A 26,004-nucleotide genomic window follows, 5' to 3' on the forward strand; every position below is an offset into this window, starting at 1 on the left:
GATCGGCACTTTGCGCCAGTTTATCGACAATCCCTGCAAATTTAAAACTTAGCCCGCGCGATAGCTATCAAGTACGCAGCGGGATCGGCTGTTCAGGCGCCGCCACCAGGACATCGCTGACGACAGCCGGGCGACTGTTCCAATGCGGTAGCAGCACCAGTGCCGAAAACAGTGCACAACCGGCGAAAACCATGAACACAGTGACCGTGTCGAAGTAGCCCGGCAGCAGGCCGCCGAGAATCGCTCCCACCGAGCCGCAACCATTGACGAAGCCGGCTGCCGTGGCACCCGCCTTGGCGGTGCCGAAATCGATGGCGGCCGCGCCGCTGATCATCGAGTCCGGGCCGTACAGTGTCAGGCCCATGAAAAACAGCAGGCACACCACCAGGGTGACGCTGCCGGTGTGCAGCGCGCCCATGAACAGAGCCAGAGTGACCGTCAGGGCCAACAGGCTCAGCACACAGGCAGGCATGCGCCGGGCGCCGAAGATTTTGTCCGAAGCCAGGCCGATCATGATCGGGCCAAGCAGCCCGGCCAACTCGAACGCCGTCGGGATAATCGCCGCCCCGACCTTGCCCACCGTGGGCATTTGTTCGAACACGATCACCGGCCCCCACAGCAAGATGGCGTAGCGCGCAGGCTTGAGCAGAAAGTAGGCCAGGCCCAAGGTCAGCACCGTGCGATTACGCAAGATCTCCTTGAACGGAGCCCAGACGCTGCACAACGTGGCGCTGGTGCCGATGGTTTGTGGCTCGGGCTCAACCGCCGGCAGGCCGACATCTTCAGGTTTGTTGCGCTGGAAGATGAAAAACAGCACGGCCACCGACGCCACCACCGCGGCGCTGGAGATGAAGGCCGCGTGCCAGGTGCCAATCAGTGTATAGGCCCACCAACCGGCAAAGGGTGAGGCGACCAGGCCGCCGAAGGCGTAGCAGGAGCTCCACAGCCCCAGCACCCTCCCGCGCTGCTGGGTGGGGAAAAAGCTGCCAATGTTCTTGCACAACCCTGACCACCCAGTGGACTGCGCCAGGCCTTGGACCAACATGCACGCGGCAAAGATCGGAAAGGTTGCAAAACTACCCATCACCACGGCGGCGGCAGCAGAGATGACCAAACCACCCAGTACCACGACTCGAGGGCCAAAGCGGTCGGCCAGCATCCCCCAGGTGAATTGCCCCACGGCATAGGCCGCCAGGTAGATGGCATCCAGGTTGGCCATGGCCATTTTGTCGAGGTGAAACAAAGGGTCTTCGCCAATACCAAGCTTGGCGACTGAAAACGCTTTGCGAGTGAAGTAGAAGGCCGCGTAGGCCAACCAGGTAATGGCGAAGATCTGTACGCGCCAACGCTGGAGGGTAGCTATCTGTTTTTTCATGATGAGTCTGACCTCGGATACGAGTGTGCCGGCAGAATTGAGAAAAAACGCCTGTTTTTATTGTGTTGAGCACTCTCAGTGACGGCCGGTCGGGCCGCCGCTGGGTCAGTCAAGAACCTGGCGGACATGCATGGGTTTTGGGTCTATGGACGCAGCCCAGGCCCATGGCCCTACGCTGCAGTCGGCCGCCAGCAGCGTTAGGCCGAAAAGATTAGAAACAATTACTGGCTAATAAATAAAATCGATTTATCGTATTTCAAATATAAGTCCAGCTTTTAAGAGGTGCAGGTATGTCGGTTTCACACGCGCAGCTCAAGGCGTTTCATGCCGTCGCCCAACATGGCAGCTTCACGCGAGCCGCCGAACGGTTGTTCCTCACCCAGCCGGCGATCTCGGATCAGGTGCGTAAACTTGAAGAGCGATTCGGCGTATTGCTGTTTCACCGCAACAAACGCTCGGTACGCCTGAGCGATCTGGGTGAACGCCTGCTGCTGATCACTCAGCGCATGTTTACCTGCGAAACCGAAGCCCACGAGCTGCTGCAGGCCTCCCGCGCCCTGCAGACCGGCACACTGGTATTGGCAGTGGATGCACCGGTGCACGTGCTGCCGTTGATCGCCCGTTTCTGCGAGCGCTACCCCGGCATCCGGGTGAAGATCGAAACCGGCAACACCGACGAATCACTGCTACGCCTATTCAATTACCAAGCCGATCTGGCCCTGCTTGGCCGCGATGTGACCGACGAACGCTTGCTCTGCGTGCCGATGCGCAATGACCCGATGGTGGCCTTTGTGTCGCTGCAACACCCTTGGGCCCATCGCGACTCGATCAGCCTCGCCGATCTGGACGACACACCCTTGGTGTTGCGCGAAGTCGGGTCAGTCACCCGGCAAACGCTGGAAGAAGAAATGCAACAAGCCGGCCTGCGAATTCGACCGGCCATTGAAGTCGAAGGCCGGGAAGCGGCGCGCGAAGCGGTGGTGGTGGGGATCGGCGTCGGTGTGGTCTCCGCCGCGGAGTTCGGTGCCGATGCCAGGGTGTGCGCGTTGCCGATTGTCGACTGCAAGCGACGGCTCACGGAAACACTGGTGTGCCTGCGTGAACAAGGTTCGCGGCGGGTGGTGGCGACCTTTCTGGAGATGGTGCGTGAGAGCCTGCTGTAGGAGCAGAGCTTGCTCGCGATGGCATCGCTGCGACTCTCAGGTAGACCGCGGAATCGCTGCAGCTTTCAGGTAGACCGCAGCGATGCCATCGCGAGCAAGCTCTGCTCCTACAGCAGAGCCAATGCCAGGAAGGCCTGAATCAAGCGCAACTCCCGTCGCCGTTCCAGGCATCCCACCATATGCTGGTTGACCAACCCCTCGCCCTCGATAGGGACTGCGATCACCCGCGGGTCATGGCTAACCTCTATCGACGACACAGTCCCGATTCCCAGATGCGCCGCCACCGCCTCGGTGACTGCTTCACGGCTGTCCAACTCCAGCAGCACCCGGGGCTGGACCTGTGCCAAAGCACAGGCGTCGTCAAAGGTGCGCCGGGTAATCGAACTGGGTTCGCGCAGCACCATGATCTGCTGATGCAGTTGGTGCAGCTCGATCACCTGCGCATCCGCCCAAGGGTGTCCAGCCGGCACCAATGCGCACATGCGTGACGGACTCATTGCTTGCAGGTGCAAGCCCTTGCGCAACTCCACATCGGTCATCACCGCCACATCCGCGTGCTCGCTGAGCAGCGCCGTCAGCGTCTCCTGGGCATTGCCCAGGCGCAAATTGACGGTAATGCCAGGGTAACGCTCACGCAAGCTGGCCAGCATCGGCATGACTTGGTGCGGACCATCAGCCGCGATTTCCAGGCGCCCTGTCAGCAATTGTCGGTTGGCTTCCAGCATCGCCTGGGCTTCCTCGACCAAACCGAACATGGCACGGGTGATGGCGGACAGGCGAATGCCCTCGTCCGTCAATTCCACTCGCCGGGCAGTACGCCGTAGCAAGGTGATCTGGTAGTGCTCCTCCAACGCTTTAACGTGACCAGTGACCGCTGGCTGGCTGATGAACAGCCGCTCGGCGGCGCGGGTAAAACTGCCCTCACGGGCCACGGCATCGAATGCGCGCAATTGGAACAGGTTCATAACTATCGGCCTGACTTATGGTTGGCATAACAATAAACAATTTGATTGATGGACCGCAGAATTGCAACTTAAGCACCATAAGTTCAGCCCACCGCTTGTGAGGAATCCAGAATGAGTACCGCTGCCCCAATCCTGCTTACCCCTGGCCCACTGACGACCTCGAGCCGTACCCGGCAGGCGATGATGGTTGACTGGGGTTCGTGGGACAATACCTTCAATGACCTGACCGCCAGCCTCTGCCAACAACTGCTGGCTATCGTCAATGGCGCCGACAGCCACCACTGCGTCCCCCTGCAAGGCAGTGGCACCTTCGCCGTAGAGGCAGCTATCGGCACCCTGGTACCACGAGACGGCAAGGTGCTGGTGCTGATCAACGGGGCTTACGGCCAGCGGCTGGCCAAGATCTGCAAAGTACTGGGCCGCGCGTTCAGCACCTTTGAAACCGGCGAAGACGAACCCACCACCGCCGAAGACGTCGACCGTCTGCTGCGCGCCGACGATGCCATTACCCATGTGGCGTTGATCCACTGTGAAACCAGCACCGGGATTCTCAACCCGTTGCCAGAAATCGCCCAGGTAGTGGCCCAACATGGCAAGCGCCTGATCATCGATGCCATGAGCTCGTTCGGTGCCTTGCCCATCGACGCCCGGGAAATCCCCTTCGACGCCTTGATCGCCGCCTCAGGCAAGTGCCTGGAAGGCGTACCGGGCATGGGCTTCGTATTTACTGCCAAAGACTCGCTGGCCAAGGCCGAAGGCAACGCCCACTCGCTGGCCATGGACCTTTACGACCAGCACACCTACATGGCCAAGACAGGCCAATGGCGCTTCACCCCACCCACCCATGTGGTAGCGGCACTGCATGAAGCGCTGCTGCAGTACAACGAAGAAGGCGGCCTGCCCGCTCGCCACGCCCGCTATGTGGCCAACTGCAAGACGCTGCTCGACGGCATGGCTGACATCGGCCTGCGCAGCTTCCTGCCCGCCGAGATCCAGGCGCCGATCATCGTCACCTTCCACGCCCCCACTGACGTCCGCTACCAGTTCAAGGACTTCTACGAGCGCGTCAAGGCCAAGGGTTTCATCCTTTACCCCGGCAAATTGACCCAGGTCGAAACCTTCCGCGTCGGCAGCATCGGCTGCGTGGGCCCGGAGGGTATGCGCGCCGCCGTCAATGCCATCGCTGAAGTGTTGCGTGAAATGGAAGTGCTGGACATCTGAACCGAACCGCATCGTTAACCCTTATTTGCAGCCCGACTGATCAAGGAACCTACGACATGAACTACCAGAACCCTACCCAACTCCAGGCCGCCATCCTCGACTGGGCCGGCACCGTGGTCGATTTTGGCTCCTTCGCCCCCACCCAGATTTTTGTCGAAGCCTTCGGTGAGTTCGACGTGCAGGTGTCCATCGAAGAAGCGCGCGGCCCGATGGGCATGGGTAAGTGGGACCACATCCGCACCCTGTGCAATCAGCCGCAGATCGCCGAGCGTTACAAGAGTGTCTTTGGCCGTACCCCGACCGATGATGATGTGACCGCCCTCTACAACCGTTTCATGCCGCTGCAGATCGAAAAGATCGCCACTCATTCGGCGCTGATTCCGGGTGCATTGGACATCATTACCCAATTGCGCAATGACGGTCTGAAAATCGGCTCCTGCTCCGGCTACCCGGCCGTGGTCATGGAAAAGGTCGTAGAACTGGCGGCCAAGAACGGCTATGTCGCCGACCACGTGGTTGCCACCGATGAAGTACCGAACGGTCGCCCATGGCCGGCCCAGGCCCTGGCCAACGTGATCGCACTGGGCATCGACGACGTGGCGGCATGCGTCAAGGTCGATGACACCGTGCCGGGTATTCTGGAAGGCCGTCGTGCCGGGATGTGGACCGTAGCACTGGTCTGCTCCGGCAATGCCCTGGGCCTGACCTATGAAGGCTACCGCGCCCTGGGCTCGGAGCAACTGGATGCCGAGCGCAAGCGTATCCACGCGCTGTTCGAAGGTTCACGCCCGCACTACCTGATCGACACTATCAACGAATTGCCAGAGGTGGTCGCCGACATCAACCGTCGCCTGGCCAAAGGCGAGACCCCGCAAGCGGTCTGAGCTTTTTGATACAAAAACGCCGCAGCCCCGAAAAAGGGTTGCGGCGCTTTTGCTTCATTCCCTGAGCTGTTTCTCGACCCACTGTCCGTAGCTGTCGATAAAAGCCTGCAAGAACGGTCGGGTTTGCTCCGACAACTTGCCGGCCCCATCGAACAGCGAGGCCGCGCGCCCCACATAGGCCTCCGGCATTTGCATGCACGGCACATTCAGAAACACCAGGGACTGGCGCAGATGGTGATTGGCACCAAAGCCACCCACGGCACCTGGGGATACACTGATGACCGCACCCGGCTTTTTGTTCCACACGCTTTTGCCATAAGGCCGCGAGCCGACGTCAATGGCATTTTTCATCACACCCGGCACCGAACGGTTGTATTCCGGCGTGACAAACAGAACCGCGTCACTGTTACGGATCTTTTCGCGAAAAGTGCTATAGGCCGCTGGCGGCGGGTCGATGTCGATATCTTCGTTGTACAGCGGTAACTCACCAATCTCGACCAACTCCAGCGAAAGACTGGCAGGCGCCAGGCTTTTCAAAGCCAAGGCGACCTTGCGATTAAACGATTCCTTCCTCAGACTGCCGACCACCACGGCCACCGAATAGACTTTGCTCATGAAAGTTTCCGACTTATCTGACATGGAAAGGTTAAGTTATAGATGACACTAAAGGATTATTCCGCTGTATGGTGCTTTCGTTCTGTCGACCAGACGTTTATTTTTCAGTGTCAGCAAAACTTCGTCGATAAATCAGTGGTCTACAGCTGACGTAAATAGTGGATTTTTCTAGAGGTTCTTAAACAAATGGCCGCAGTACTCGTAGGACAATTTCACGCAAGGGACGCCGAAGGCCGGATTTATCCCGTGCATGAGTACCAGGAATCCACGCTCCAAACCGATGGCAGCAGCCCCAGCGCCCCAATCACCACCTACCGCCTGGCCATTGGCGATCGCGTCAATCATCTCCAGGAAGATGTCTTCGTATTGGTCCAAAGCGGCGTCGAGATCACCCGCGTTCCCTGAACTGCCGTAGGATAGGGCCCAGCAAGGTCATTACCTGAGAGAAAGGGAGTTCATGCGACTGCGTCATATCGAAGTGATCCAGGCGATCTTGCAAACCGGCAATCTGACGGCGGCAGCTGCTTCGCTGGATCTTTCCTCCGCCACCGTCAGCGCCACCTTGCAAGATGCCGAACAGCAATTGGGCTACTTGCTGTTCGTGCAAGGACGCGGGCGCTTGCAACCGACTCGCGAAGCTCAGGCGCTGGAACCCGAACTCAACCGCTTGTACGAGCGCATCGAGCCTATTCGCAGGCTTGCCGGCGACTTGCGCCAGCATCAAGACCCACCCCTGCGGGTTGCCTGTACCCCTACCCTGGCCCAGCAACTGCTGCCCCAGAGTATCGCGGCCCTGCATCGGCGCTTTCGTGAGGCGTCCTGCTCGCTGTCCAGCCTGAGTAACGCCCAGATCATGCACAGCCTGCTGCTGCATGAAAGTGATGTAGGCCTGAGCCTTGCGCCCAGTGATCAACCGGCCATTACTGATGTGCCTTTGGCCCAGGGCAAGCTGCAGCTGCTTGCGCCCCATGGCTGGCTGGCGGCGAAACAGAAATACATTGCCCTGCAAGACCTTGCCGGCCAGACCATGATCGGCCTGCAGGGGCATGACCCACTGCGCCGCCTGCTGGAAAGCAAACTGCAAACCCTACGCCCCGCCCCGCTCATTCAGACCCGCGTGCAGACCTACCCGATGATGCGCTGCATGGTCGAGGCCGGTGAAGGCCTGGCCGTGGTCGACCCCTTCACCGCCATTGGCGCCAAGGCAAGCGGGCTCGATGTCTGCCCGATCGCCCCGGCGATCCCGATCACCCTGTATGCGCTGACACTCACGCACAGCGAAGCCTCACCCGCGCTAAAAGCGCTGCTGGAAATCGTCAGCGAAAAGGCCACCGCCCTGCTGGCCAGTTGAGCCTCAGAACAGCAGATACCAGAACAGCGCCACTTCCCGGGTATCCACATCGATGCCGCGATACCGCAGGTAATCGATACCGCCCAGTTCAAACCCGAAACGCTCATACAGGTGGCAGGCGCCCAGGTTGTTGTTCTGGGTTTCCAGCATCAGCCCCGGCAAGCGCTTGTCCCGTGCCCAGGCGCAGGCCGCATCCAGTAAGCCATGGGCAACGCCAGCGCGCCGCGCCGGCGCCGCAACGGCCAGTTCGTCCACATGGCCGTAGCCATTCCAGTTGGTGCTGACCACAATATGCCCGACCGGCTGTTCATGCAGGTACGCCACCAGTACGGCGCTGTCGACCGCATTGCGGTAGCTCTTGAATTCGTCAGGGTCGATGCCATAGCTTTTGCGATAGGGCTCGACCGCTATGACGGGCCATTGCCCCACAGGCTGGCCGAACACCGCCGTTAAGTAGCCTGTGACCATCAAACCAAACTCGCTGCCCAGCACGTAGTCGGCAAAGCCATCATCTGCCGCACGTACTTTCAACCCTGCAATAGACGAACTCATAACCCCCCTCATCTGTTGTGGACAACCCGCTCACGCCTTGACGCAATCGACGGTGTAAACCCGCACGCCCTGTTCGTCTGGGTCGTGCTGAAGACCATGCACATCTGCATCAAAACCCGGGAAACCGCTGTTGAAGGCACGGGCAAAGGCCAAGTAATCAATGATTGAACGACACGTCTCGGTAAAACGTTCACCGGGCATGATCAAGGGAATGCCCGGGGGGTAAGGTACCAGCATCACAGCCGAGATACGGCCGATGAGTTGATTGATCGGTACAGCTTCCACTTCGCCACGCACCAGCTTGTCGTAGGCATCGGCAGGTTTCATGGCAATCTCCGGCAGCACGGTGTACATACGCTTGAGGTGTTTAGCGGTCGCGTTGCTGCGATAGCAGGCATGCAACTGGTCACACAGGTCGCGCAACCCCAGGCCACGGTAGCGGGCCGGATCAAGCCTGGCCACGCACGGCAAGCTGGCGGTCAGTTCAATGTTCGCGTCGTAGCTGCGCTTGAACTCCAGCAGCTCGGTCAGCAAGGTGCTCCACTTGCCTTTGGTAATACCCATGGAGAACAGCACCAGAAAGGAGTACAGCCCGGTTTTTTCGACCACCAGGCCACGCTCCCAAAGGAATTTGCTGACCACGGCAGCAGGAATGCCGTGCTCACTCAAGGCCCCACCGGCGCTTAATCCCGGCATCACCAGCGTGACCCGGATCGGGTCGAGCAGTACATAGTCCTCGGCCACATCACCAAAGCCGTGCCATTCGGCTTGCGGCGCCAGCACCCAGTCTTCGGTCGCCAGGCGGTGACCGCCGTTGAGCTGCGGCGGCTGCCAGATGCTGAACCACCAATCACTGGCCACCATATGCTCACGCAGGTTCGCCAGTGCCCGGCGAAAGCTCAGGGCTTCATCGAACATCTCCTGCATCAGCGAACGCCCGGCCGGTCCCTCCATCATCGCCGACGACACATCCAGCGACGCGAGGATGCTGTATTGAGGCGAGGTGGAGATATGCATCATGAAGGCTTCATTGAAGCGATCGCGGTCCAGTTGCCGGGCACCGCCATCCTGTACATGGATCATCGAGGCTTGGCTGAAAGCGGCCAACAATTTGTGGGTAGAGTGAGTGGAAAACACCAACGGGCTGTTTGCTGTGCGCGAGGTGCCCATGCCGTAGCGCCCTCTGAAAAACTCGTGAAACGCGGCATAGGCGTACCAGGCTTCGTCGAAATGCAGCACCTCGACACTGTTGCCCAGCGTCTGCTTGATCAATTCGGCGTTGTAGCAAAGCCCGTCATAGGTGGAGTTGGTGACGACCGCCAGCTTGACCTTGGCGGGTCGCCCACGAGCCAGTGGGTTGGCCTGGATCTTGGCCTGAATGGCTTTGTGGGTAAACTCGCTCAGCGGGATCGGGCCGATGATGCCCAGTTCGTTGCGTTCCGGGCACAGGTACAGCGGGATGGCGCCGGTCATGATAATCGCGTGCACCACCGATTTGTGGCAGTTGCGATCGACCAGTACCAGGTCATCACGGCCGACCACCGCGTGCCAGACGATCTTGTTGGCGGTCGAGGTGCCATTGATGACGAAGAAGGTATGGTCGGCGCCAAAATTGCGCGCGGCGCGCGCTTCCGCCTCCGCCAAGGGGCCGGTATGGTCAAGCAGTGAACCCAGTTCCGGCACCGACACCGACAAGTCCGAGCGCAAGGTGTTTTCACCGAAAAACTGGTGAAATGCCTGCCCCACCGGGCTTTTGCGATAGGCCACGCCACCGCCATGGCCTGGGGTGTGCCATGAATAATTGGATTGGGCGGTGTGTTGCACCAACGCCTTGAAAAACGGCGGCAACAGACCATCCAGATAATTGTGTGCGGCCCGCGCCACCTGGCGCGCCAGAAACGGCACCGTGTCCTCGAACAGATAGAGGATGCCACGCAATTGGTTGAGTTCGCTCATGGCATCGGCGGGGGCATTTTCCAGGGTGACCTGTTCGCCCAAGGCAAAGATCGGCAAATGCGGGGCACGGGTGCGGGCCAGGCGAATCAGCTCGACCATGTTCTGTAACAAGTGGGTGTTTTCGCCGGCGCCCTCGGCCGCCACCAACATGCAGGCCAAGCCATGGTGGGTGGAGGCCACCAGACGCGCTTCGGCGTAATCGACGGCGGACAATATGCTGAAACCGTCCTGGGCAAGCTCGGCAGCAATCCCGCGCACGCGATCACCGGCGACGCAATCGCTCTTGATGTCGCGGTGGACGATCAGAATGGGGAAGTTCAGGTCTTTGTACATACGCGCAAGCATAGTAGGAGCAGAGCTTGCTCGCGATGGCCACACTGCAATACATCAAACTAACCGCGGCGCATTCATCGCTGTAGGAGCCAGGCTTGCCTGCGATGGCCACACCGTAATACGTCAGGCAGACCGCGGCGTATTCATCGCGAGCAAGTCGGAGCGCCGAACCGTCTGTTCCTACAGGGGTGGTTACTGCGAAGCCTGCTCCAGTTGCACCCACATGGCCGGCGCACCCGCCGACTTGGCAATCGCCTCAAGGCGCGAGACATGTTCGGCCAACTCATCGTCACTGGCGCGAATGATCCGCGTCAGCGCCCGATCCGCGGGCAGCCGACGAATCTCACTGCCTTGGTTGGCGTTACCATTGCCCTCGCCATCGGTGGCGTTGCCGGCCAGCGACAGGCTGGTCTGGCCACCGGTCATGGTCAGGTAAACGTCGGCAAGAATCTCGGAGTCGAGCAAAGCGCCGTGCAGTTCACGGCCGGAGTTGTCGACGCCATAACGCTTGCACAAGGCATCGAGGCTGTTGCGCTGGCCAGGGTGGCGCGCGCGCGCCATCAACAGGGTGTCGAGGATGCTGCAGTGCTGGGTGATGTCGGCGCGGTGAGCCTGGCCCATCAGCGCGAATTCGTTGTTGATAAAGCCAACGTCGAACGCCGCGTTGTGGATGATCAGCTGAGCGCCTTCGATAAACTCGAAGAATTCGTCAGCGACTTCGGCAAAACGGGGCTTGCCGACCAGAAACTCGTTAGTGATACCGTGAACGCCGATGGCGCCCTCGTCACTCTCGCGATCCGGCTGCAGGTAGACGTGGAAATGGCGCCCGGTCAGGCGGCGGCCCATCAGTTCGACACAGCCGATCTCGATGATCCGGTGACCATCGGTCACCGGCATACCGGTGGTTTCGGTATCGAGTACAACCATTCTCTGAGCCATTAGTGGCAATCCCCCATCACGCCGTCAATCAAGCGGCGAATCTTAACACGGATGGGGGAAGGCTTTCCTGGCTCGACGTTACTGGGTGCGTGCGCCGTACAGGTTGATAAACGCGCTGGCCACTGCATCCAGATTGTCTTCGTTCAGGCCAGCCATGCAGATCCGCCCGCTACCGATCAGGTAAACCGCTTGTTCATCGCGCAGGCGATCAACCTGGGCGGCGCTGAAGCCGGTGTAGCTGAACATGCCTTTCTGGGTCAGGAAGAAGCTGAAATCCTGGTCAGGCAAGGCCGCGCTCAAACGCTCTACCAATTGCTGGCGCATGGACACGATGCGCAGGCGCATAGCCTCCACTTCACTTGTCCAGGAGGCCTTGAGCGCAGCATCGCCCAGCACCTTGGCCACGATCTGAGCGCCATGACGGGGCGGGCTGGAGTAGTTCTGGCGGATGGTGAATTGCAGCTGGCCCAACACGTTTTCAGCCGTGTGGGCATCGTCACAGATTACCGACAGGCCGCCGACACGCTCGCCGTACAGCGAAAAGATCTTGGAGAACGAGTTGCTCACCAGGCAGTTGACACCCGCATTGGCCATGGCACGAATAGCGTAGGCATCTTCCTCCATGCCGTCGCCAAAGCCCTGATAGGCAATGTCGAGGAAGGCGATCAGGTCACGCGCCTTGACTACTTGGGTGACCTGATCCCATTGCGCAGGGGGCAGGTCGGCACCGGTCGGGTTGTGGCAGCACGGGTGCAGCAGCACGATGCTCTGGGCTGGCAAGGCTTGCAGCGCCTGGAGCATGGCATCGAAACGTACGCCGCCGGTCTGGGCGTCGAAGTACGGATAGGTGTTAACGGTAAAACCGGCCCCACCAAAGATCGCGTGGTGGTTCTGCCAGGTGGGATCGCTGACCCAGACTTGAGAGTCGGGGTAGTAGCGCTTGAGGAAATCGGCGCCGATTTTCAACGCGCCGGAACCGCCGACCGTTTGCACGGTGGCTACGCGCTTCTCGTCCACAGCCGGGTGGCTTGCGCCAAACAGCAGCGCCTGGATGCCGGAGCGATAAGCGCCCAGGCCTTCCATTGGCAGGTACAAGGATGCACCCTGCTCGTCTTCGAACAATTCGCATTCGGCGGCCAGGGCAGCAGCCGGCAGCGGGATCGCGCCCTCATTGTCGTAATACAGACCGATGCTGAGGTTGACCTTGTTCGCCCGCGGATCCTGCTCGAAAGCTTCCATCAGCGAAAGAATAGGATCGCCAGCGTAGGGCGCCACATGGTTGAACATTTCATAACTCCTAAGGGGCAAGCATGCCCAATTGACCGCTACAGGTCGCGGGCACCGGGCAAAGATCGGCGAGCATGTATTTAGCGCGCCCAGCCGGCCGGGTCAACCGGCAATCGCAGGCCTTCGCCCAATGGCGCAAAAACCAGGGAACCGTGCAGCGGGTTGCTGCCAAGCATTACGCGGAGGATGTGCTGTTTACGATTCGCAATGACAACCCTTCATAACCCTCCAGGTTGATCATCATCTCCCCGTTTTCAGTCAGATCCCCTTCCACTCGTTCGTTGATCATGTCGACGACCACGCCCGGGCTGATACCCGGCAGGATGAGCATTTCGCTCAAGGGCTGGGCGCCGAAGTTCAAGGCCGTGACTTGGATGCCGCGCCCAGCCGGCAGCTCATGGACCATCACCAGCAGCGCCGGATTTTCAACGTCGGGGATCAGGATTTGCCGGCTGGCGGCGATCGAATAAGCCTGACGTACGGCCAGAATTTTCTTCACCGTGCTGGCGAATGAGTCCGGTCGCTGCAACTGGCTGACCAGGCTGCCGTAAAGCGCCCTGGCCCGCGGCATGCCTTCGGCGGAGTGGCTGGCATCGGGCGACAGGTCCGCCAGATCGTAGGCGCCTCGGTGAATCCAGCGAGTATCGCCATCACCCATCATGCTCGCCACCTCCGTGGCCGCCAGCGGCAGCGCACCCACCAGGTCCCAACCGGACAGGGCAAACACCCCCGGTTGCATGGCGTTGTACATCACCAGCAACACATGGACGTGCTGGATCATGGCCAGGTCCGAGGCGCTCAATTGTTCCAGGTCGCGCAGCCCCAGGGCGGCCGTGATAATGCTGACGGTGGTGCAGGACACCCCATTGGTGACGAACTTGAGATTGTAGGGTGCATGCTCGCCAGCCAAGCGCTCGTACATTTCCTCGCGGATATGCTCACGCAAGATGCTGCCAGGGAACGTCTGGCCCTTGTACAGATAGGTATCGTTGGCGTGCAGGGTCCAGAAGTGGACCAGTTCCAGGGTCAGCTCATCGTGATTTTGCAGGGCATGGATCAATGAGGCCGGATCGATACCGAAGCCATGCATCTGGTGCAGCATCAGTCGCAGGAATTCGGTGTCGCCCGTCAGCAAGGCGTGCTGGTAAGCCGGTCGGGTGATGAAATCGTAGGAAAGATCTGCTCCGCCTTTGGACATTCCGGCGATATCGTCCAGCGTCAGGTTCAACTCCTGAAAACTGAAGCCGCCTGCCTTGCGAATCATCCCACCCAGCAGTTGATTACCGGTGATCGACAATGGGTGGCTTTCCGACCAGGCATTGCCCTCGGCCCGACGCTCCACCCCAAGGAAACCATTGGCATCCAGGCGCAGGATGCGCGCGCCGAATACATCAATGGCCTGCAAGGCATCGCCAATGATCAGCCGTTGCGCGGCAAAGCTTGGGTCCAGCCAGTTCAGCGACGGCTGGCCCTCCTTGAAATAATGCAAATACACCCAGCGCCGCACTTGGCCATCCACGCCCCTTACAGGGGGTGTCGCGCTCCAGTCGGTTTCCTTGACCCCTGGCTCGAAGAAAATCACCCGTTGCAACTGGCCAACAATGTAGTGCTTGTCCCTCAATGCATCGACAGTCGCGGGCAACAGGTTGATCGCATCTCGCCCCTCTGGCACGTCGGGCAATAAGGGCCAGTCTTCTTCATTAATCTGGACCATGTGATAGAGCCCTGGGTATTCACCATAGGCCAACTCGGCCAGGCGAAAATCCGCGCCCTTGCCGGTGTGCGACGGGATGGAATCTTCGATGGTGATCGCGTTATGCGCCGCCGCCACACGGGCCAGCTGGATCAATTGCTCTTCGCTGCCGTAACGAGGGTCGATGGTGGAGCTGATACGGTCGAAATTACCGTCCACACTGGGTGTCAGCTCGTAACCGCGCAGCCCCCCGGACTGTTTCAAAGGCCCGCTGTGGATGCCTTGAACGCCGATCTGCGACAGGCTCGTCCAGAGTGTATCGTCGCCCAGCGCCTGCAGCACCGTGCCCTCTGGCGCAGTGATGATTGATGCCGGGTACACAGTGACCCATACCGACGCGATAGCACTGGCGTCCCGTGGCCTGGCCTGGGCGTAAGGGTGCTGCCAAAGGCGCCCGTGGCCCGCGTACAGTCGCGCCCGCTCCGTGGCGGCCTGTAGCATGGAATGCTCGACCAGCCATTGGGTATAGTGCTTGTCGTGTGTCGTCATGAAGGGCCTTCTCCTGTCCATGAGCGATGCTTTGAAATTTGCTACCCCGCGGCTTATAAGAGTGGCTCAAGGCTGCAAACGTTCGCAGTTTTGCGGGGCCTCCCTGTCGGATGCCGCAAAATCACGTCATGGCCTGCTCCCATGCTTGCGTGGTCCGACCGCCTACAATGCCCCTACGCCTTCCATCGAAAAAGGAATTAATCATGCTCGCCATTGGTGCGAAATCTTTGCTGACGTCCTTGGCCCTGCTGGCGGGCTTGGCCTGCGCTCAATCCGCTTTGGCTCATGCCCACCTCAAAAGCGAATCCCCGGCCGCCGACAGCACCGTGACCGCCCCCGCAGAGGTTCGACTGAATTTCTCAGAAGGCATTGAAGAGAAGTTCAGTAAAGTCACCCTGACCCGCGATGGCTCGGCCATTGCCGTAAAAAGCGTCGCCACCGATGGCAGCGACAAGAAAGTACTGATCGTTACTCCCGAACAGCCGTTGAGCGCCGGTGACTACGAGGTGAAATGGGAAGTGTTGTCTATCGATACCCACAAGAGCGATGGTCGCTACGGCTTCAAGGTAGGCAATTGAGTTCATGCACAGCGCAATAGTCTTCTGTCGGTTTGTGCACTTCTCTATTGTGCTGCTGATGTTCGGGGCCATGCTGCTCAGGCCTCTGCTGGCCAATGCAGGCTATGGCGACAACCCATCTCGCGGCCTGCAGCGCAAGCTTGAGCATATTCTGCGCTGGCTGGCGGCACTGGCCTTGCTGAGCGGTGTCGCATGGCTGCTGCTGATTACCGCCAGCATGGTCGGCAACTGGCCCGCCGCCCTGGAACCTTCGATGCTCTGGCGCGTACTGGACGGCACCTTCTTCGGCCAAGTCTGGCGCTGGCACCTGCTGTTCAATGTAGCCCTGCTCGGCTGCCTGCTGTTTGTTCGCAGCAACCCCTGCAAACTACGAGAATGCTTGAGCGCCGCCGCCCTCGCCACCCTCGCCCCGGTTGGCCACGCCGCCATGCTCGATGGCCTGGCCGGCCAGTTGTTGATGCTCAATCAATTGGTGCATCTGCTGTGTGTGGGCGCCTGGCTGGGTGGCTTGATGCTGTTGGCGCTGATGCTTGCGCCGCCCCAGGCACCGAACGTACGCCACGTGCTGCACCGCTTCAGCGGCTGGGGCTATGGATTGGTGGCCGCAATCATCTTGACCGGCTTGGTCAATGTTCGAGTATTGACCGGGCACTTCTGGCCTACACCGGTGTTTTCCGGCTTCGCCTTGATACTGCTGGTCAAGGTATCGCTGGTGGTGGCAATGCTGATACTGGCATTGCTCAACCGGCAGAGCAGCCGCACCGGGCGGTTGCAAATCCTGCGTACCAGCGTGAACCTTGAGTGGATGATTGGCCTGGGGGCTGTTGCAGCGGTCTCTTGGCTGGGAACCTTGCCGCCGATGCCGGCCTGAACAAAAACGCAGCGGACTGCAACCTGTAGCCGCTGCCGATAGGCTGCGATCGACCGCAACGCGGGCGCAGGATCTTGAAAGGCGCCCCTGGCGGGACGCATCGCAGCCTTCGGCAGCGGCTACAGGGCGGCTACTGGCAGTCTTGGTCAGGACTGTTTATAGCCGCGCACTTCGTCGACACCGCGGTTGGCCAACTGGTCGGCGCGTTCGTTGCCGTGGTGCCCGGTGTGGCCGCGCACCCACTTCCAGGTGACTTGATGGCGGCCAACCTGCTCATCGAGTTGCTGCCAGAGGTCGGCATTCTTGACCGGTTGCTTGGCGGCGGTTTTCCAGCCGCGTTTTTTCCAGTTGACCATCCACTCGTTGATGCCTTTCATGACATATTCCGAGTCGGTGACCAGCAGCACTTCACATTCGCGCTTGAGCTCCTCCAGGCCTCGAATGGCCGCGGTGAGTTCCATGCGGTTGTTGGTAGTGTCTTTCTCACCACCCCATAATTCTTTCTCGACGCCCTTGCACACCAGCAAGGCGCCCCAGCCACCAACACCCGGGTTGCCCTTGCAGGCACCATCGGTGTAAATCTCGACGCTATCGCTCATCTACCCACTTTCCATCAATGATTGCCGTACGCTTCACGGCTTGGAATCGCGCCGATTGACCTTGGCCAATGGTAGCGGCAGCAGCTTGCCCATCGGCTCACGGCGAACCTGGCGCAGCGGGCGAAGGCCCACCACCAGCTTGCGCGCTACCAGCAGATAGACACCACCACCGGCACTTTGCCAGCGCCCTGCGCGCCGCTCCCAACCTTCAAGTCGCGATTGCCAGACCGGCGACGCAAGCGGCGGACGATAGCACCCGAAGCGGCGTTTCTCCAGCGCGAAGCCCAGCAGGTTGAGCCAGTCACCGACCCGCGAGGCGGAGATGCAACGCGCCTTGCGCAAGGCATCGTGAGCAAACACATGTCGAAGCCCCCAGGTGCTCCAGGGGTTGATACCCACGATCAGCAGATGTCCGCCTGGGCGAACCGCATGGGCAGCCTCACGCAGCAGCCCATGGGGCGAGAGGCTGAAGTCCAGGCCATGCTGCAGCACCACCACATCGGCGGCATGCTCGCTGAGCGGCCAGGCCTGCTCTTCGCAGACAATTTCGACGCCGGCGAAGGGTGCCCCCAGGCGGACATTGCGCTGCACCTGGGCGGCATTGGGCGGTGCCTCGGCGCTCGGCCCGTAATGGACAAGGTAACCACCAAAATAACGCGCCAGCTCATCCTCGAGCAGGCGTTGTTCGGCCCGCAGCATTTGCTGGCCCAGCGGCCCGGCGAACCAGTCCCGCGCCAGGCTGATCAGCTCCAGCCAGTCCGGATCGGCTTGAGCGAAGGCGTTGTCGGTCATCGCACTGTTCTCCTGGAACCCTTGAAGCTCTAAGATGCACCATTGTTTCCCGCTTGGCGAACTGCACCATGATTCAAATTGATGCCCTGCCCGCTTTTTCCGACAACTACCTGTGGTTGTTGCAAGACGACGTCACTCGCCGCTGCGTGGTGGTCGACCCCGGCGATGCCGAACCGGTACTGGCCTGGCTCGAATCCCATCGCGGCTGGCAGCTCGAAGCCATCCTGGTGACCCATCACCATCATGACCATGTCGGTGGTGTGGAACGCCTCAAGCAGGCTACCGGCGCCCGCGTCTTCGGGCCCGCCGCTGAAAACATCCCGGGCCGCGACCAGGCACTCGGCGACAATGACTCGGTAGAAGTACTGGGCCTGAAATTCCAGGTGCTGACAGTACCTGGCCATACCCTGGGCCACATTGCCTACTACCACCATTGCGACCACGCTCCGTTGCTGTTTTGCGGTGACACCCTGTTCGCTGCAGGCTGCGGTCGCCTGTTCGAGGGCACGCCGCAGCAGATGCACGCCTCGCTCAGCCGCCTGGCGAGCCTGCCGGACGACACGCTGGTTTACTGCACTCACGAATACACGTTAAGCAACCTGCGCTTCGCCTGCGCGGTGGAACCTGAGAATCCGCACGTTCAGCGTCGCTTCGAAGAGGTTCGGCAACTTCGCGAGCAGAATCGCATCACTTTGCCATCAACTTTAGCGCTTGAAAAACTCACAAACCCCTTCCTGAGGGTCGGCGAAACATCTGTTAAAGAAAAAGCAGACAAACGGGCAGGCCACGGTCTAGACAGTCCAAGTGCCGTTTTTGCGGGGCTAAGGGCTTGGAAGGATACGTTCTAAACAGTGCGTTGAAGGTTCGCTTGGTTCTCAAAGGTTGACCATGTACAGGCTGCTTTCTAGAATCGGCCGACATTTTTGCCCGGAACTCTCTTCCAGCCAATGTCACCCTCTATACGCAAAACCACCAAGGCAGACGCCTTCACGCGACTGGCTCAAGCCATCGCCGTCGCGCTGTCCGCCGCTACACTGGTCGGTTGCCAGAGCACCGGGCAAGTCTCGGACACAGAAAACCCGCGTGCCCATAACCTGGCTACGCGGGCCAAGCCCAAACCCGTTATCCTGACCCAGAAAGCAACCCAGGAAGCCCCTCAGGACGTCTGGGAGCGCATGCGCCAAGGTTTCAAGTTGCAAGATGACGTCGCGGTCAACCCACGCATCGAACAACAACGGCTTTGGTTTGCCAGCAATCCATCATTTCTTGAAGGTGCCGGTGATCGCGGCAGCCTTTATATCCACTACATCGTCGAACGCCTCGAAGAGCGTGACATGCCGCTGGAGCTGGCGCTGCTTCCGGTGATCGAAAGTGCCTATAACCCTCTGGCCTATTCTCGAAGCCATGCGGTGGGGCTCTGGCAATTCATCCCGTCCACCGGCCGTTATTTCAACCTGCGTCAAACCAATTTCTACGATGGCCGCCGCGATGTGACGGCTTCCACAGGTGCGGCACTGGATTACCTGTCGCGCCTGCACGACATGTTCAACGGCGACTGGCTGTTGGCCCTGGCCGCCTACAACGCGGGCGAGGGTACCGTCAGCCGGGCGATCGAGCGCAACGAAAAAGTCGGCCTGCCCACTGACTTCTGGAACCTTCCGCTGCCGCAGGAAACTCGCGACTACGTGCCCAAGCTACTGGCCTTGTCGCAGGTCGTCATGGCGCCAGATGCCTACGGGGTCAACCTCACCCCAATCGCCAACGAACCCTATTTTGAAGTCGTCGAAATCAATAGTCGCATGGACCTGTCTCGAGTCGCGGCACTGGCCAATATCGACGAAGACGAAATGTTCCAACTTAATCCGGCGTTCAAGAAACGCATGACGCTCGACGGCCCTCAGCACTTGCTGGTCCCGACTGCCAAGGCGCAGATCCTGGCCACCAGCCTGTCGAACATGAAGCCCGAAGAACTGCTGAGCCTGCAACCCAAGCAGAAGGTCTTCGAAGAGGTTGCCAGCACTTCGCCAAGCCGTCCGCGCAACTACCGGATCAAGCCAGGTGACACCCTGACCAGCATTGCCAAGGCCAACAAGGTCGACGTCAAGGATCTTCAGCACTGGAACCAGGTCACCGGCAAAAACCTCAAGGTTGGCCAGACCCTGGTCATGCAAGACAACAGCCGCAGCAGCGCCAGCAAGAAAAGAGCCACTACCTACAAAGTTCGCAAGGGTGACTCACTGTATTTGGTCGCGAAGCGTTTCAACGTTGAAATGCAGCACCTCAAGCGCTGGAACCCGAAAAGCGCCCGCGCCCTCAAGCCCGGCCAGACGCTGACCGTCTACAAGCCTCACTGATCCCACCCAAGCCACCAGGGCAACCTTGGTGGCTTGCTTGCAAACCTGCCCGCCTAAAGCCCTGCAAGGCACTCTTTTTCCAGTCCAGACAAACTGTTACTGTAGCTGCAATAAAGCCCAAGCCCGCCTGGATCGGATCTCTGACTTGAAGCGTCCCCTCCTCCTGCTGCTCATCAGCCTGGCATTGAGCTTTTCCGCGAGCGCAACAATCAGCGAAAGCCATGGTTATGCGCAGTTCGGCACGCTCAAGTATCCAGCCAAATTCACCCACTTCGACTGGGTCAACCCCAACGCCCCCAAAGACGGTACGTTGCGGGCAATGGCTTCCGGCACCTTCGATACCCTCAACCCCTACACCTTCAAAGGGACCAGCCCGGTCTCGACGCCCAACTTCCTGCAATACGGTGTCAACGAGCTCAACCAGACGTTGATGGCGGGCACAGGGCAATATGACCCTTCCGGGGACGAACCGACGTCCAGTTACGGCCTGATCGCCCAGTCTGTGGAATACAGCGAGGATCGCAGCTGGGTGGTGTTCAATCTGCGCCCACAAGCGCGCTTCCATGACGGCGTACCGATCACCGCTGCCGATGTCGCGTTCTCCTACCGTACCCTGCTCAAGCAAGGCCATCCGCTCTATCGGACCAACCTGCAGGAGGTTGCCCGCGTTGACATCCTCAACGCCCACCGGATTCGCTTTGTCTTCAAGCGCGCCGGCAACCCGTTGCTGATCCTGCGTTTGGGCGAGTTGCCCGTGCTGCCCCGCCACTACTGGAAAGACCGCGACTTCCAGGCCACCACCTTCGAGCCCCCTCTGGGGAGCGGGCCTTACCGCATCACAGAGGTTCAGCCAGGTCGCCGACTGGTGTTCGAGCGAGTCAAGGATTGGTGGGGCAAGGATTTGCCGGTCAATCGCGGCAAATACAATTTCAACCGCGTCGAAGTCGAGTTCTACCGCGATAGTGAGGTCGCCTTTGAAGCGTTCAAGGCTGGCGAGTTCGACATCTACATCGAGCATCAGGCGAAAAACTGGAGCAACGGCTACAACTTTCCCGCGGTACGCCGTGGCGAGATCATCAAGGCACAAATCCCGCACCAGATCCCGACGCAGACCCAAGGGTTGTTTATGAACAGCCGCCGACCATCCTTCAGTGATGTCCGGGTGCGGCAGGCGCTGGGGATGATGTTCGACTTCGAATGGACCAACCGCACCCTGTTCAGCGGTGCCTACCAGCGCGCCTTGAGCTACTACCCCAACAGCGAATTCACCGCCAGCGGCTTGCCGACCGGGCGTGAATGGCTACTGCTGTCGACCTGGCGCCAACAGTTGCCGCCGAGCCTGTTCACCGAACCGTTCAGCGTGCCTCGTACCGAAGGTCGCGGCATCCCGCGTGAAACCTTGCGCCGCGCCCTGGGTCTGTTAAGCGATGCTGGCTGGAAGCTTTCCGGCCAGCGGCTACTCGACCACGATGGGCAGCCGCTGCACCTGGAGATCCTGCTGGTCAACCCGAACCTTGAGCGGATCCTGCAACCTTATGTCGAAAATCTTGCCAGCGTGGGCATCGATGCGCGCTTGCGCACCGTGGATCGAGCCCAGTACAAACAACGGCTCGACCAATTTGATTTCGACATGATTCTGATGACCCTCAATCAGACCTTGAGCCCCGGCCTGGAACAATGGCAGTACTTCCACTCAAGCCAGGCGTCGATCAAGGGCAGCAAGAACTACGCAGGCGTGGCCGACCCGATTGTCGATCACCTGCTCGAACATCTGCTCGGCGCCCAAACCCGTGACGAGCAAATAGCGACAGTCAAGGCGCTTGATCGCGTACTGCTGTCCCAGCACTACATGATCCCCAATTGGTACATCAACTATCATCGCCTGGCGCACCGCAACCGGTTCGCCTTCGTCACCACGCCGCCCTATACCCTGGGTTTGAGCGCCTGGTGGCTGAAGCCTTCGGAGAAAGCCCAATGATGCCCATGCGCACAATGCGCCAGCTGGTCGGCGGTCTGTTGCTGGCCGGCCTGAGCAGTCTTGCCCTGGCGGCACCCCAGCACGCCCTCACGCTCTACGACGAAACGCCGAAGTACCCTGCCAACTTCAAGCACTTTGACTACGTCAACCCGGACGCCCCCAAGGGCGGCACATTCCGCCAGGCCGGCTTCGGCGGCTTTGACAGTCTCAACCCCTTTATCAACAAGGGCGTGCCCGCCGACGATATCGGCCTGATCTACGACACCCTTGCCCGCCAGAGCCTGGATGAGCCTTTTACCGAATACGGCCTGGTGGCCGGCAAAATCGAAAAGGCCCCGGACAACAGCTGGGTACGCTTCTACATCCGCCCCGAGGCGCGCTTTCATGATGGCCACCCCATGCGCGCCGACGACGTGGTGTTCAGCTTCCAGACCCTGATCAAGAACGGCGCGCCACTGTACCGAACCTACTACGCCGACGTCGCCGAAGTGGTCGCCGAAGATCCGCTACGGGTCCTGTTCAAGTTCAAGCACAGCAACAACCGTGAGTTGCCGCTGATTCTTGGCCAACTGCCGGTGTTGCCCAAGCACTGGTACGAACATCGCGATTTCGCCAAGGGCAACCTTGAGATTCCTCTGGGCAGCGGCCCGTACAAAGTGGCCGCGGTCAAGGCCGGGCGCTCGGTGCGTTACGAGCGGGTCAAGGATTACTGGGGCAAGGACCTGCCCATTAACCGCGGCTTCTACAACTTCGATTACCTGACCACTGATTACTACCGCGACAACACCGTGGCGCTGGAGGCCCTCAAGGCGGGTAATTTCGATTACTGGCTGGAAATGAGCGCCAAGAACTGGGCCACCGCGTATGACATCCCCGCCGTTCGCGAAAAACGCCTGTTGCGCGAGCAAATTCCCAACGGCAACCCCACGGGCATGCAAGGCTTTGTCTATAACCTGCGCCGGCCCGTCTTCCAGGACATTCGTGTACGCGAAGCATTGAGCCTGCTGCTGGACTTCGAATGGACCAATAAACAACTGTTCAACGGTGCCTACACACGCACCGGCAGCTTCTTCGAAAACTCGGAAATGGCCGCCCGCGACTGGCCTTCGCCCGAAGAGTTGAAAATCCTTGAGCCGCTACGCAGCCAAGTGCCGGACAAGGTCTTCACCGAGGTCTTCAAAAACCCCGTGACCGATGCCAGCGGCATGATCCGCAGCCAACAACGGCGTGCCTATCAGCTGCTGCAGGAGGCCGGCTGGCGCATCAAGGATGACAAGATGGTCGACGCTCAGGGCAAACCGGTGTCCATCGAGTTTCTCCTGGCCCAGACCGAGTTCGAGCGTGTGCTGCTGCCCTACAAGCGCAACCTGAGCGACCTTGGTATCGACCTGGTGATCCGCCGAGTCGACGTCTCGCAGTACATCAATCGCCTGCGCTCACGTGATTTCGACATGATCGTCGGGGGTTTTCCGCAATCCAGCTCCCCCGGTAACGAGCAGCGCGAATACTGGCAATCGTCCAGCGCCGACAATCCCGGCAGTCGCAACTATATCGGCCTCAAAGACCCGGCCATCGACAACCTGGTCGAAAGCCTGATCAATGCAGACTCGCGGCAAAACCTCATCGACCATACCCGCGCGCTGGACCGTGTACTGCTGTGGGGCTTCTATGTGATTCCCAACTGGCATATCAAGACCTGGCGAGTGGCCTACTGGGACCACATCGGCCACCCGACGGTGACGCCCAAATACGATGTCGGCATCACCACCTGGTGGCTCAAGCCCGATGCCAAGCCTGCCGTGACGCCTGCGCCTGCGCAAGACGCGTCCACGCCTGAAAACGGGGAACAGTGACATGCTGGCGTATATCCTGCGGCGCCTGCTGCTGATTATCCCGACACTGTTCGGCATCCTGGTGATCAACTTCCTGATCATTCAGGCCGCGCCCGGTGGGCCGGTGGAACAGATGATTGCCAAGCTCGAAGGCTTCGAGGGCGCCACCAGCCGGATCGCCGGCGGTGGTGCGGAAGTCTCGGTGGCCGGCTCCAGCTATCGAGGCGCCCAGGGCCTGGACCCGGCCCTGGTCAAGGAGATCGAGCGCATGTACGGCTTTGACAAGTCGGCGCCGGAACGCTTGTGGATCATGGTCAAGAACTACGCCCAACTGGATTTTGGCGACAGCTTCTTTCGAGACGCCAAGGTCATCGACTTGATCGTCGAAAAAATGCCGGTATCGATCTCCCTGGGGCTATGGAGCACCCTGATCATGTACCTGGTGTCGATCCCCCTGGGGATCGCCAAGGCCACTCGGCATGGCAGCAGCTTCGACGTCTGGACGAGCTCGGCCATCATCGTCGGCTATGCCATCCCGGCGTTCCTGTTTGCCATTCTGCTGATCGTGATGTTTGCCGGAGGCAGCTATTTCGACTGGTTCCCCCTGCGCGGGCTGACCTCCAACAACTTCGATGAACTGACCCTGGGCGGCAAGATCCTCGACTACTTCTGGCACCTCGCATTGCCCGTCACCGCCCTGGTCATCGGCAACTTCGCCACCATGACCTTCCTGACCAAAAACAGCTTCCTGGATGAGATCAACAAACAATATGTGGTCACCGCCCGCGCCAAAGGCCTGAGCAAAAACCGCGTGCTGTACGGTCATGTCTTTCGCAATGCGATGTTGTTGGTGATCGCCGGCTTTCCGTCGGCCTTCATCGGCATCTTCTTCACAGGCTCCCTGCTGGTGGAGGTGATCTTCTCCCTGGATGGCCTGGGCCTGATGAGCTTCGAGGCGGCGATCAACCGCGATTACCCGGTGGTGTTCGGCACCCTGTTCATCTTTACCTTGCTGGGATTGGTGGTGAAATTGATTGGCGACCTGACCTACACCCTGGTCGATCCACGTATCGACTTCGAAAGCCGGGGGCATTGAGATGAATCTTTCTCCGCTCAATCGCCGGCGCTTCGAACTGTTCAAATCCAATAAGCGTGGCTGGTGGTCACTGTGGCTGTTTCTGATTCTGTTCGGCCTGAGCCTGGGTGCCGAGTTGATCGCCAACGACAAGCCATTGGCCGTGCGCTATGACGGCGAGTGGTATTTCCCGGCCGTCAAACGCTACCCGGAAACCACCTTCGGCGGCGAATTCCCGCTGGAAGCCAACTACAAGAGCCCTTACATCCGCGAACTGCTGGCCGCCAAGGACAGCTGGATCCTTTGGGCGCCGATTCCGTTCAGCTACCAGAGCATTAACTACGACCTGAAAGTCCCTGCCCCCGGGCCGCCGTCGGCACAGAACTGGCTCGGCACCGACGACCAAGGCCGCGATGTGCTAGCGCGAGTCATCTATGGGTTTCGCGTTTCGGTGCTGTTCGCCCTGAGCCTGACACTGTTCAGCTCCATCATCGGCGTGGCGGCCGGTGCCCTGCAGGGCTATTACGGCGGCTGGGTGGACCTGGCCGGCCAGCGCTTTCTGGAGATCTGGTCAGGGTTGCCGGTGCTGTACCTGTTGATCATCCTCGCAAGCTTCGTACAGCCCAATTTCTGGTGGCTGCTGGGGATCATGCTGCTTTTTTCCTGGATGAGCCTGGTGGACGTGGTACGCGCCGAGTTCCTGCGCGGGCGCAACCTTGAATACGTCCGCGCCGCCCGCGCCCTGGGCATGCAAAATGGCGCGATCATGTACCGCCACATCCTGCCCAACGCCATGGTCTCGACCATGACCTTCCTGCCATTCATCCTCACCGGTGCGATTGGCACCCTGACTGCCCTGGACTTCCTCGGCTTCGGCCTGCCCCCCGGCGCGCCGTCGCTGGGCGAACTGGTCGCCCAGGGCAAATCCAATCTGCAGGCGCCGTGGCTGGGCATCAGCGCCTTCGCCGTGCTGGCTGTGATGCTGAGCTTGCTGGTATTTATTGGCGAATCCGCTCGCGATGCCTTCGACCCGAGGAAATAA

The 26,004-nt window shown here is 60.0% G+C and carries 23 protein-coding genes; 13 read left to right on the forward strand and 10 right to left on the reverse strand.

The genetic code is table 11. The features are described from left to right. Positions 1 to 67 precede the first annotated feature (67 nt). Complete coding sequence (locus AC3IX4_RS20650; protein ID WP_489257242.1) at positions 68 to 1,375, reverse strand: MFS transporter; 1,308 nt, start codon at positions 1,373 to 1,375, stop codon at positions 68 to 70. A gap of 290 nt (positions 1,376 to 1,665) precedes the next feature. On the opposite strand from AC3IX4_RS20650, the gene AC3IX4_RS20655 reads away from it, so the two are divergent. Further along, positions 1,666 to 2,538, forward strand: coding sequence for a LysR substrate-binding domain-containing protein (locus AC3IX4_RS20655; RefSeq protein WP_489257243.1), 873 nt, complete (start codon positions 1,666 to 1,668; stop codon positions 2,536 to 2,538). A gap of 107 nt (positions 2,539 to 2,645) precedes the next feature. Here the strand turns inward: AC3IX4_RS20655 and AC3IX4_RS20660 are convergent, their stop codons facing one another. After that, on the reverse strand, positions 2,646 to 3,503 hold the full coding sequence (locus AC3IX4_RS20660) for a LysR substrate-binding domain-containing protein (protein WP_489257244.1): 858 nt from the start codon (positions 3,501 to 3,503) through the stop codon (positions 2,646 to 2,648). Between the two features lie 111 nt (positions 3,504 to 3,614). Between AC3IX4_RS20660 and AC3IX4_RS20665 the strand changes: the two genes are divergently transcribed. Together AC3IX4_RS20665 and phnX are read left to right on the forward strand one after the other, a co-directional pair. Beyond that, complete coding sequence (locus tag AC3IX4_RS20665; RefSeq protein ID WP_489257245.1) at positions 3,615 to 4,724, forward strand: 2-aminoethylphosphonate--pyruvate transaminase; 1,110 nt, start codon at positions 3,615 to 3,617, stop codon at positions 4,722 to 4,724. A gap of 56 nt (positions 4,725 to 4,780) precedes the next feature. Then, positions 4,781 to 5,608 carry a phosphonoacetaldehyde hydrolase gene (phnX, locus tag AC3IX4_RS20670; RefSeq protein WP_489257246.1) on the forward strand — a complete coding sequence of 276 codons (828 nt, stop codon included), beginning with the start codon at positions 4,781 to 4,783 and terminating at the stop codon, positions 5,606 to 5,608. 54 nt (positions 5,609 to 5,662) lie between these two features. Here phnX and AC3IX4_RS20675 read toward each other — a convergent pair whose 3' ends face one another. Continuing rightward, positions 5,663 to 6,223: an NADPH-dependent FMN reductase gene (locus tag AC3IX4_RS20675; RefSeq protein WP_489257247.1), complete on the reverse strand. Its 561-nt coding sequence runs from the start codon at positions 6,221 to 6,223 to the stop codon at positions 5,663 to 5,665. A gap of 186 nt (positions 6,224 to 6,409) precedes the next feature. Here AC3IX4_RS20675 and AC3IX4_RS20680 point away from each other — a divergent pair, with 186 nt between their 5' ends. Both AC3IX4_RS20680 and AC3IX4_RS20685 read left to right on the forward strand, forming a co-directional pair. Then, on the forward strand, positions 6,410 to 6,628 hold the full coding sequence (locus tag AC3IX4_RS20680) for a hypothetical protein (RefSeq protein WP_489257248.1): 219 nt from the start codon (positions 6,410 to 6,412) through the stop codon (positions 6,626 to 6,628). 52 nt (positions 6,629 to 6,680) lie between these two features. Then, the gene (locus AC3IX4_RS20685; RefSeq protein ID WP_489257249.1) at positions 6,681 to 7,574 is read left to right on the forward strand and encodes a LysR substrate-binding domain-containing protein; all 894 of its coding nucleotides are present in this window, start codon (positions 6,681 to 6,683) and stop codon (positions 7,572 to 7,574) included. 3 nt (positions 7,575 to 7,577) lie between these two features. Here AC3IX4_RS20685 and AC3IX4_RS20690 read toward each other — a convergent pair whose 3' ends face one another. From AC3IX4_RS20690 to treS, 5 genes are all read right to left on the reverse strand, one after another. Continuing rightward, entirely contained in the window at positions 7,578 to 8,138 is a 561-nt protein-coding gene (locus AC3IX4_RS20690; RefSeq protein ID WP_489257250.1) for a GNAT family N-acetyltransferase, read from the reverse strand. Positions 8,139 to 8,156: 18 nt separating this feature from the next. Then, positions 8,157 to 10,415, reverse strand: a complete 2,259-nt coding sequence (locus AC3IX4_RS20695; RefSeq protein ID WP_489257251.1) for an Orn/Lys/Arg family decarboxylase — start codon at positions 10,413 to 10,415, stop codon at positions 8,157 to 8,159. A gap of 192 nt (positions 10,416 to 10,607) precedes the next feature. Continuing rightward, positions 10,608 to 11,354, reverse strand: coding sequence for a DNA polymerase III subunit epsilon (dnaQ, locus tag AC3IX4_RS20700; protein ID WP_489257252.1), 747 nt, complete (start codon positions 11,352 to 11,354; stop codon positions 10,608 to 10,610). A 78-nt stretch (positions 11,355 to 11,432) separates the two neighbouring features. Beyond that, the gene (locus AC3IX4_RS20705; RefSeq protein WP_489257253.1) at positions 11,433 to 12,641 is read right to left on the reverse strand and encodes an amino acid aminotransferase; all 1,209 of its coding nucleotides are present in this window, start codon (positions 12,639 to 12,641) and stop codon (positions 11,433 to 11,435) included. A gap of 175 nt (positions 12,642 to 12,816) precedes the next feature. Next, positions 12,817 to 14,883 carry a maltose alpha-D-glucosyltransferase gene (gene treS, locus AC3IX4_RS20710; protein WP_489257254.1) on the reverse strand — a complete coding sequence of 689 codons (2,067 nt, stop codon included), beginning with the start codon at positions 14,881 to 14,883 and terminating at the stop codon, positions 12,817 to 12,819. Positions 14,884 to 15,086: 203 nt separating this feature from the next. On the opposite strand from treS, the gene copC reads away from it, so the two are divergent. Together copC and copD are read left to right on the forward strand one after the other, a co-directional pair. Continuing rightward, a complete protein-coding gene (gene copC / locus AC3IX4_RS20715; protein WP_489257255.1) occupies positions 15,087 to 15,461 on the forward strand; it encodes a copper homeostasis periplasmic binding protein CopC in 375 nt (124 codons plus the stop codon). Between the two features lie 4 nt (positions 15,462 to 15,465). Beyond that, positions 15,466 to 16,332, forward strand: a complete 867-nt coding sequence (copD, locus tag AC3IX4_RS20720; RefSeq protein ID WP_489257256.1) for a copper homeostasis membrane protein CopD — start codon at positions 15,466 to 15,468, stop codon at positions 16,330 to 16,332. A gap of 146 nt (positions 16,333 to 16,478) precedes the next feature. On the opposite strand, the gene rnhA is transcribed toward copD, so the two are convergent. Further along, a complete protein-coding gene (gene rnhA, locus AC3IX4_RS20725) occupies positions 16,479 to 16,931 on the reverse strand; it encodes a ribonuclease HI (protein ID WP_489257257.1) in 453 nt (150 codons plus the stop codon). A 33-nt stretch (positions 16,932 to 16,964) separates the two neighbouring features. Beyond that, a complete protein-coding gene (locus AC3IX4_RS20730) occupies positions 16,965 to 17,723 on the reverse strand; it encodes a class I SAM-dependent methyltransferase (RefSeq protein ID WP_489257258.1) in 759 nt (252 codons plus the stop codon). 68 nt (positions 17,724 to 17,791) lie between these two features. On the opposite strand from AC3IX4_RS20730, the gene gloB reads away from it, so the two are divergent. From gloB to AC3IX4_RS20760, 6 genes are all read left to right on the forward strand, one after another. Beyond that, entirely contained in the window at positions 17,792 to 18,571 is a 780-nt protein-coding gene (gene gloB, locus AC3IX4_RS20735; protein WP_489257259.1) for a hydroxyacylglutathione hydrolase, read from the forward strand. Between the two features lie 99 nt (positions 18,572 to 18,670). Next, entirely contained in the window at positions 18,671 to 20,077 is a 1,407-nt protein-coding gene (locus AC3IX4_RS20740) for a lytic transglycosylase domain-containing protein (RefSeq protein WP_489257260.1), read from the forward strand. A 163-nt stretch (positions 20,078 to 20,240) separates the two neighbouring features. Further along, the gene (locus tag AC3IX4_RS20745; protein WP_489261329.1) at positions 20,241 to 22,055 is read left to right on the forward strand and encodes an extracellular solute-binding protein; all 1,815 of its coding nucleotides are present in this window, start codon (positions 20,241 to 20,243) and stop codon (positions 22,053 to 22,055) included. Next, positions 22,052 to 23,908 (forward strand): extracellular solute-binding protein, encoded by a 1,857-nt coding sequence (locus AC3IX4_RS20750; protein WP_489261330.1) that lies wholly within the window; start codon positions 22,052 to 22,054, stop codon positions 23,906 to 23,908. The genes AC3IX4_RS20745 and AC3IX4_RS20750 overlap by 4 nt, the downstream gene beginning before the upstream one ends. A 1-nt stretch (position 23,909) precedes the next feature. Beyond that, positions 23,910 to 24,983, forward strand: coding sequence for a microcin C ABC transporter permease YejB (locus AC3IX4_RS20755; RefSeq protein WP_489257261.1), 1,074 nt, complete (start codon positions 23,910 to 23,912; stop codon positions 24,981 to 24,983). A 1-nt stretch (position 24,984) separates the two neighbouring features. Continuing rightward, a complete protein-coding gene (locus AC3IX4_RS20760; RefSeq protein WP_489257262.1) occupies positions 24,985 to 26,004 on the forward strand; it encodes an ABC transporter permease in 1,020 nt (339 codons plus the stop codon).

The organism is Pseudomonas sp. KH_021, from assembly GCF_057838865.1.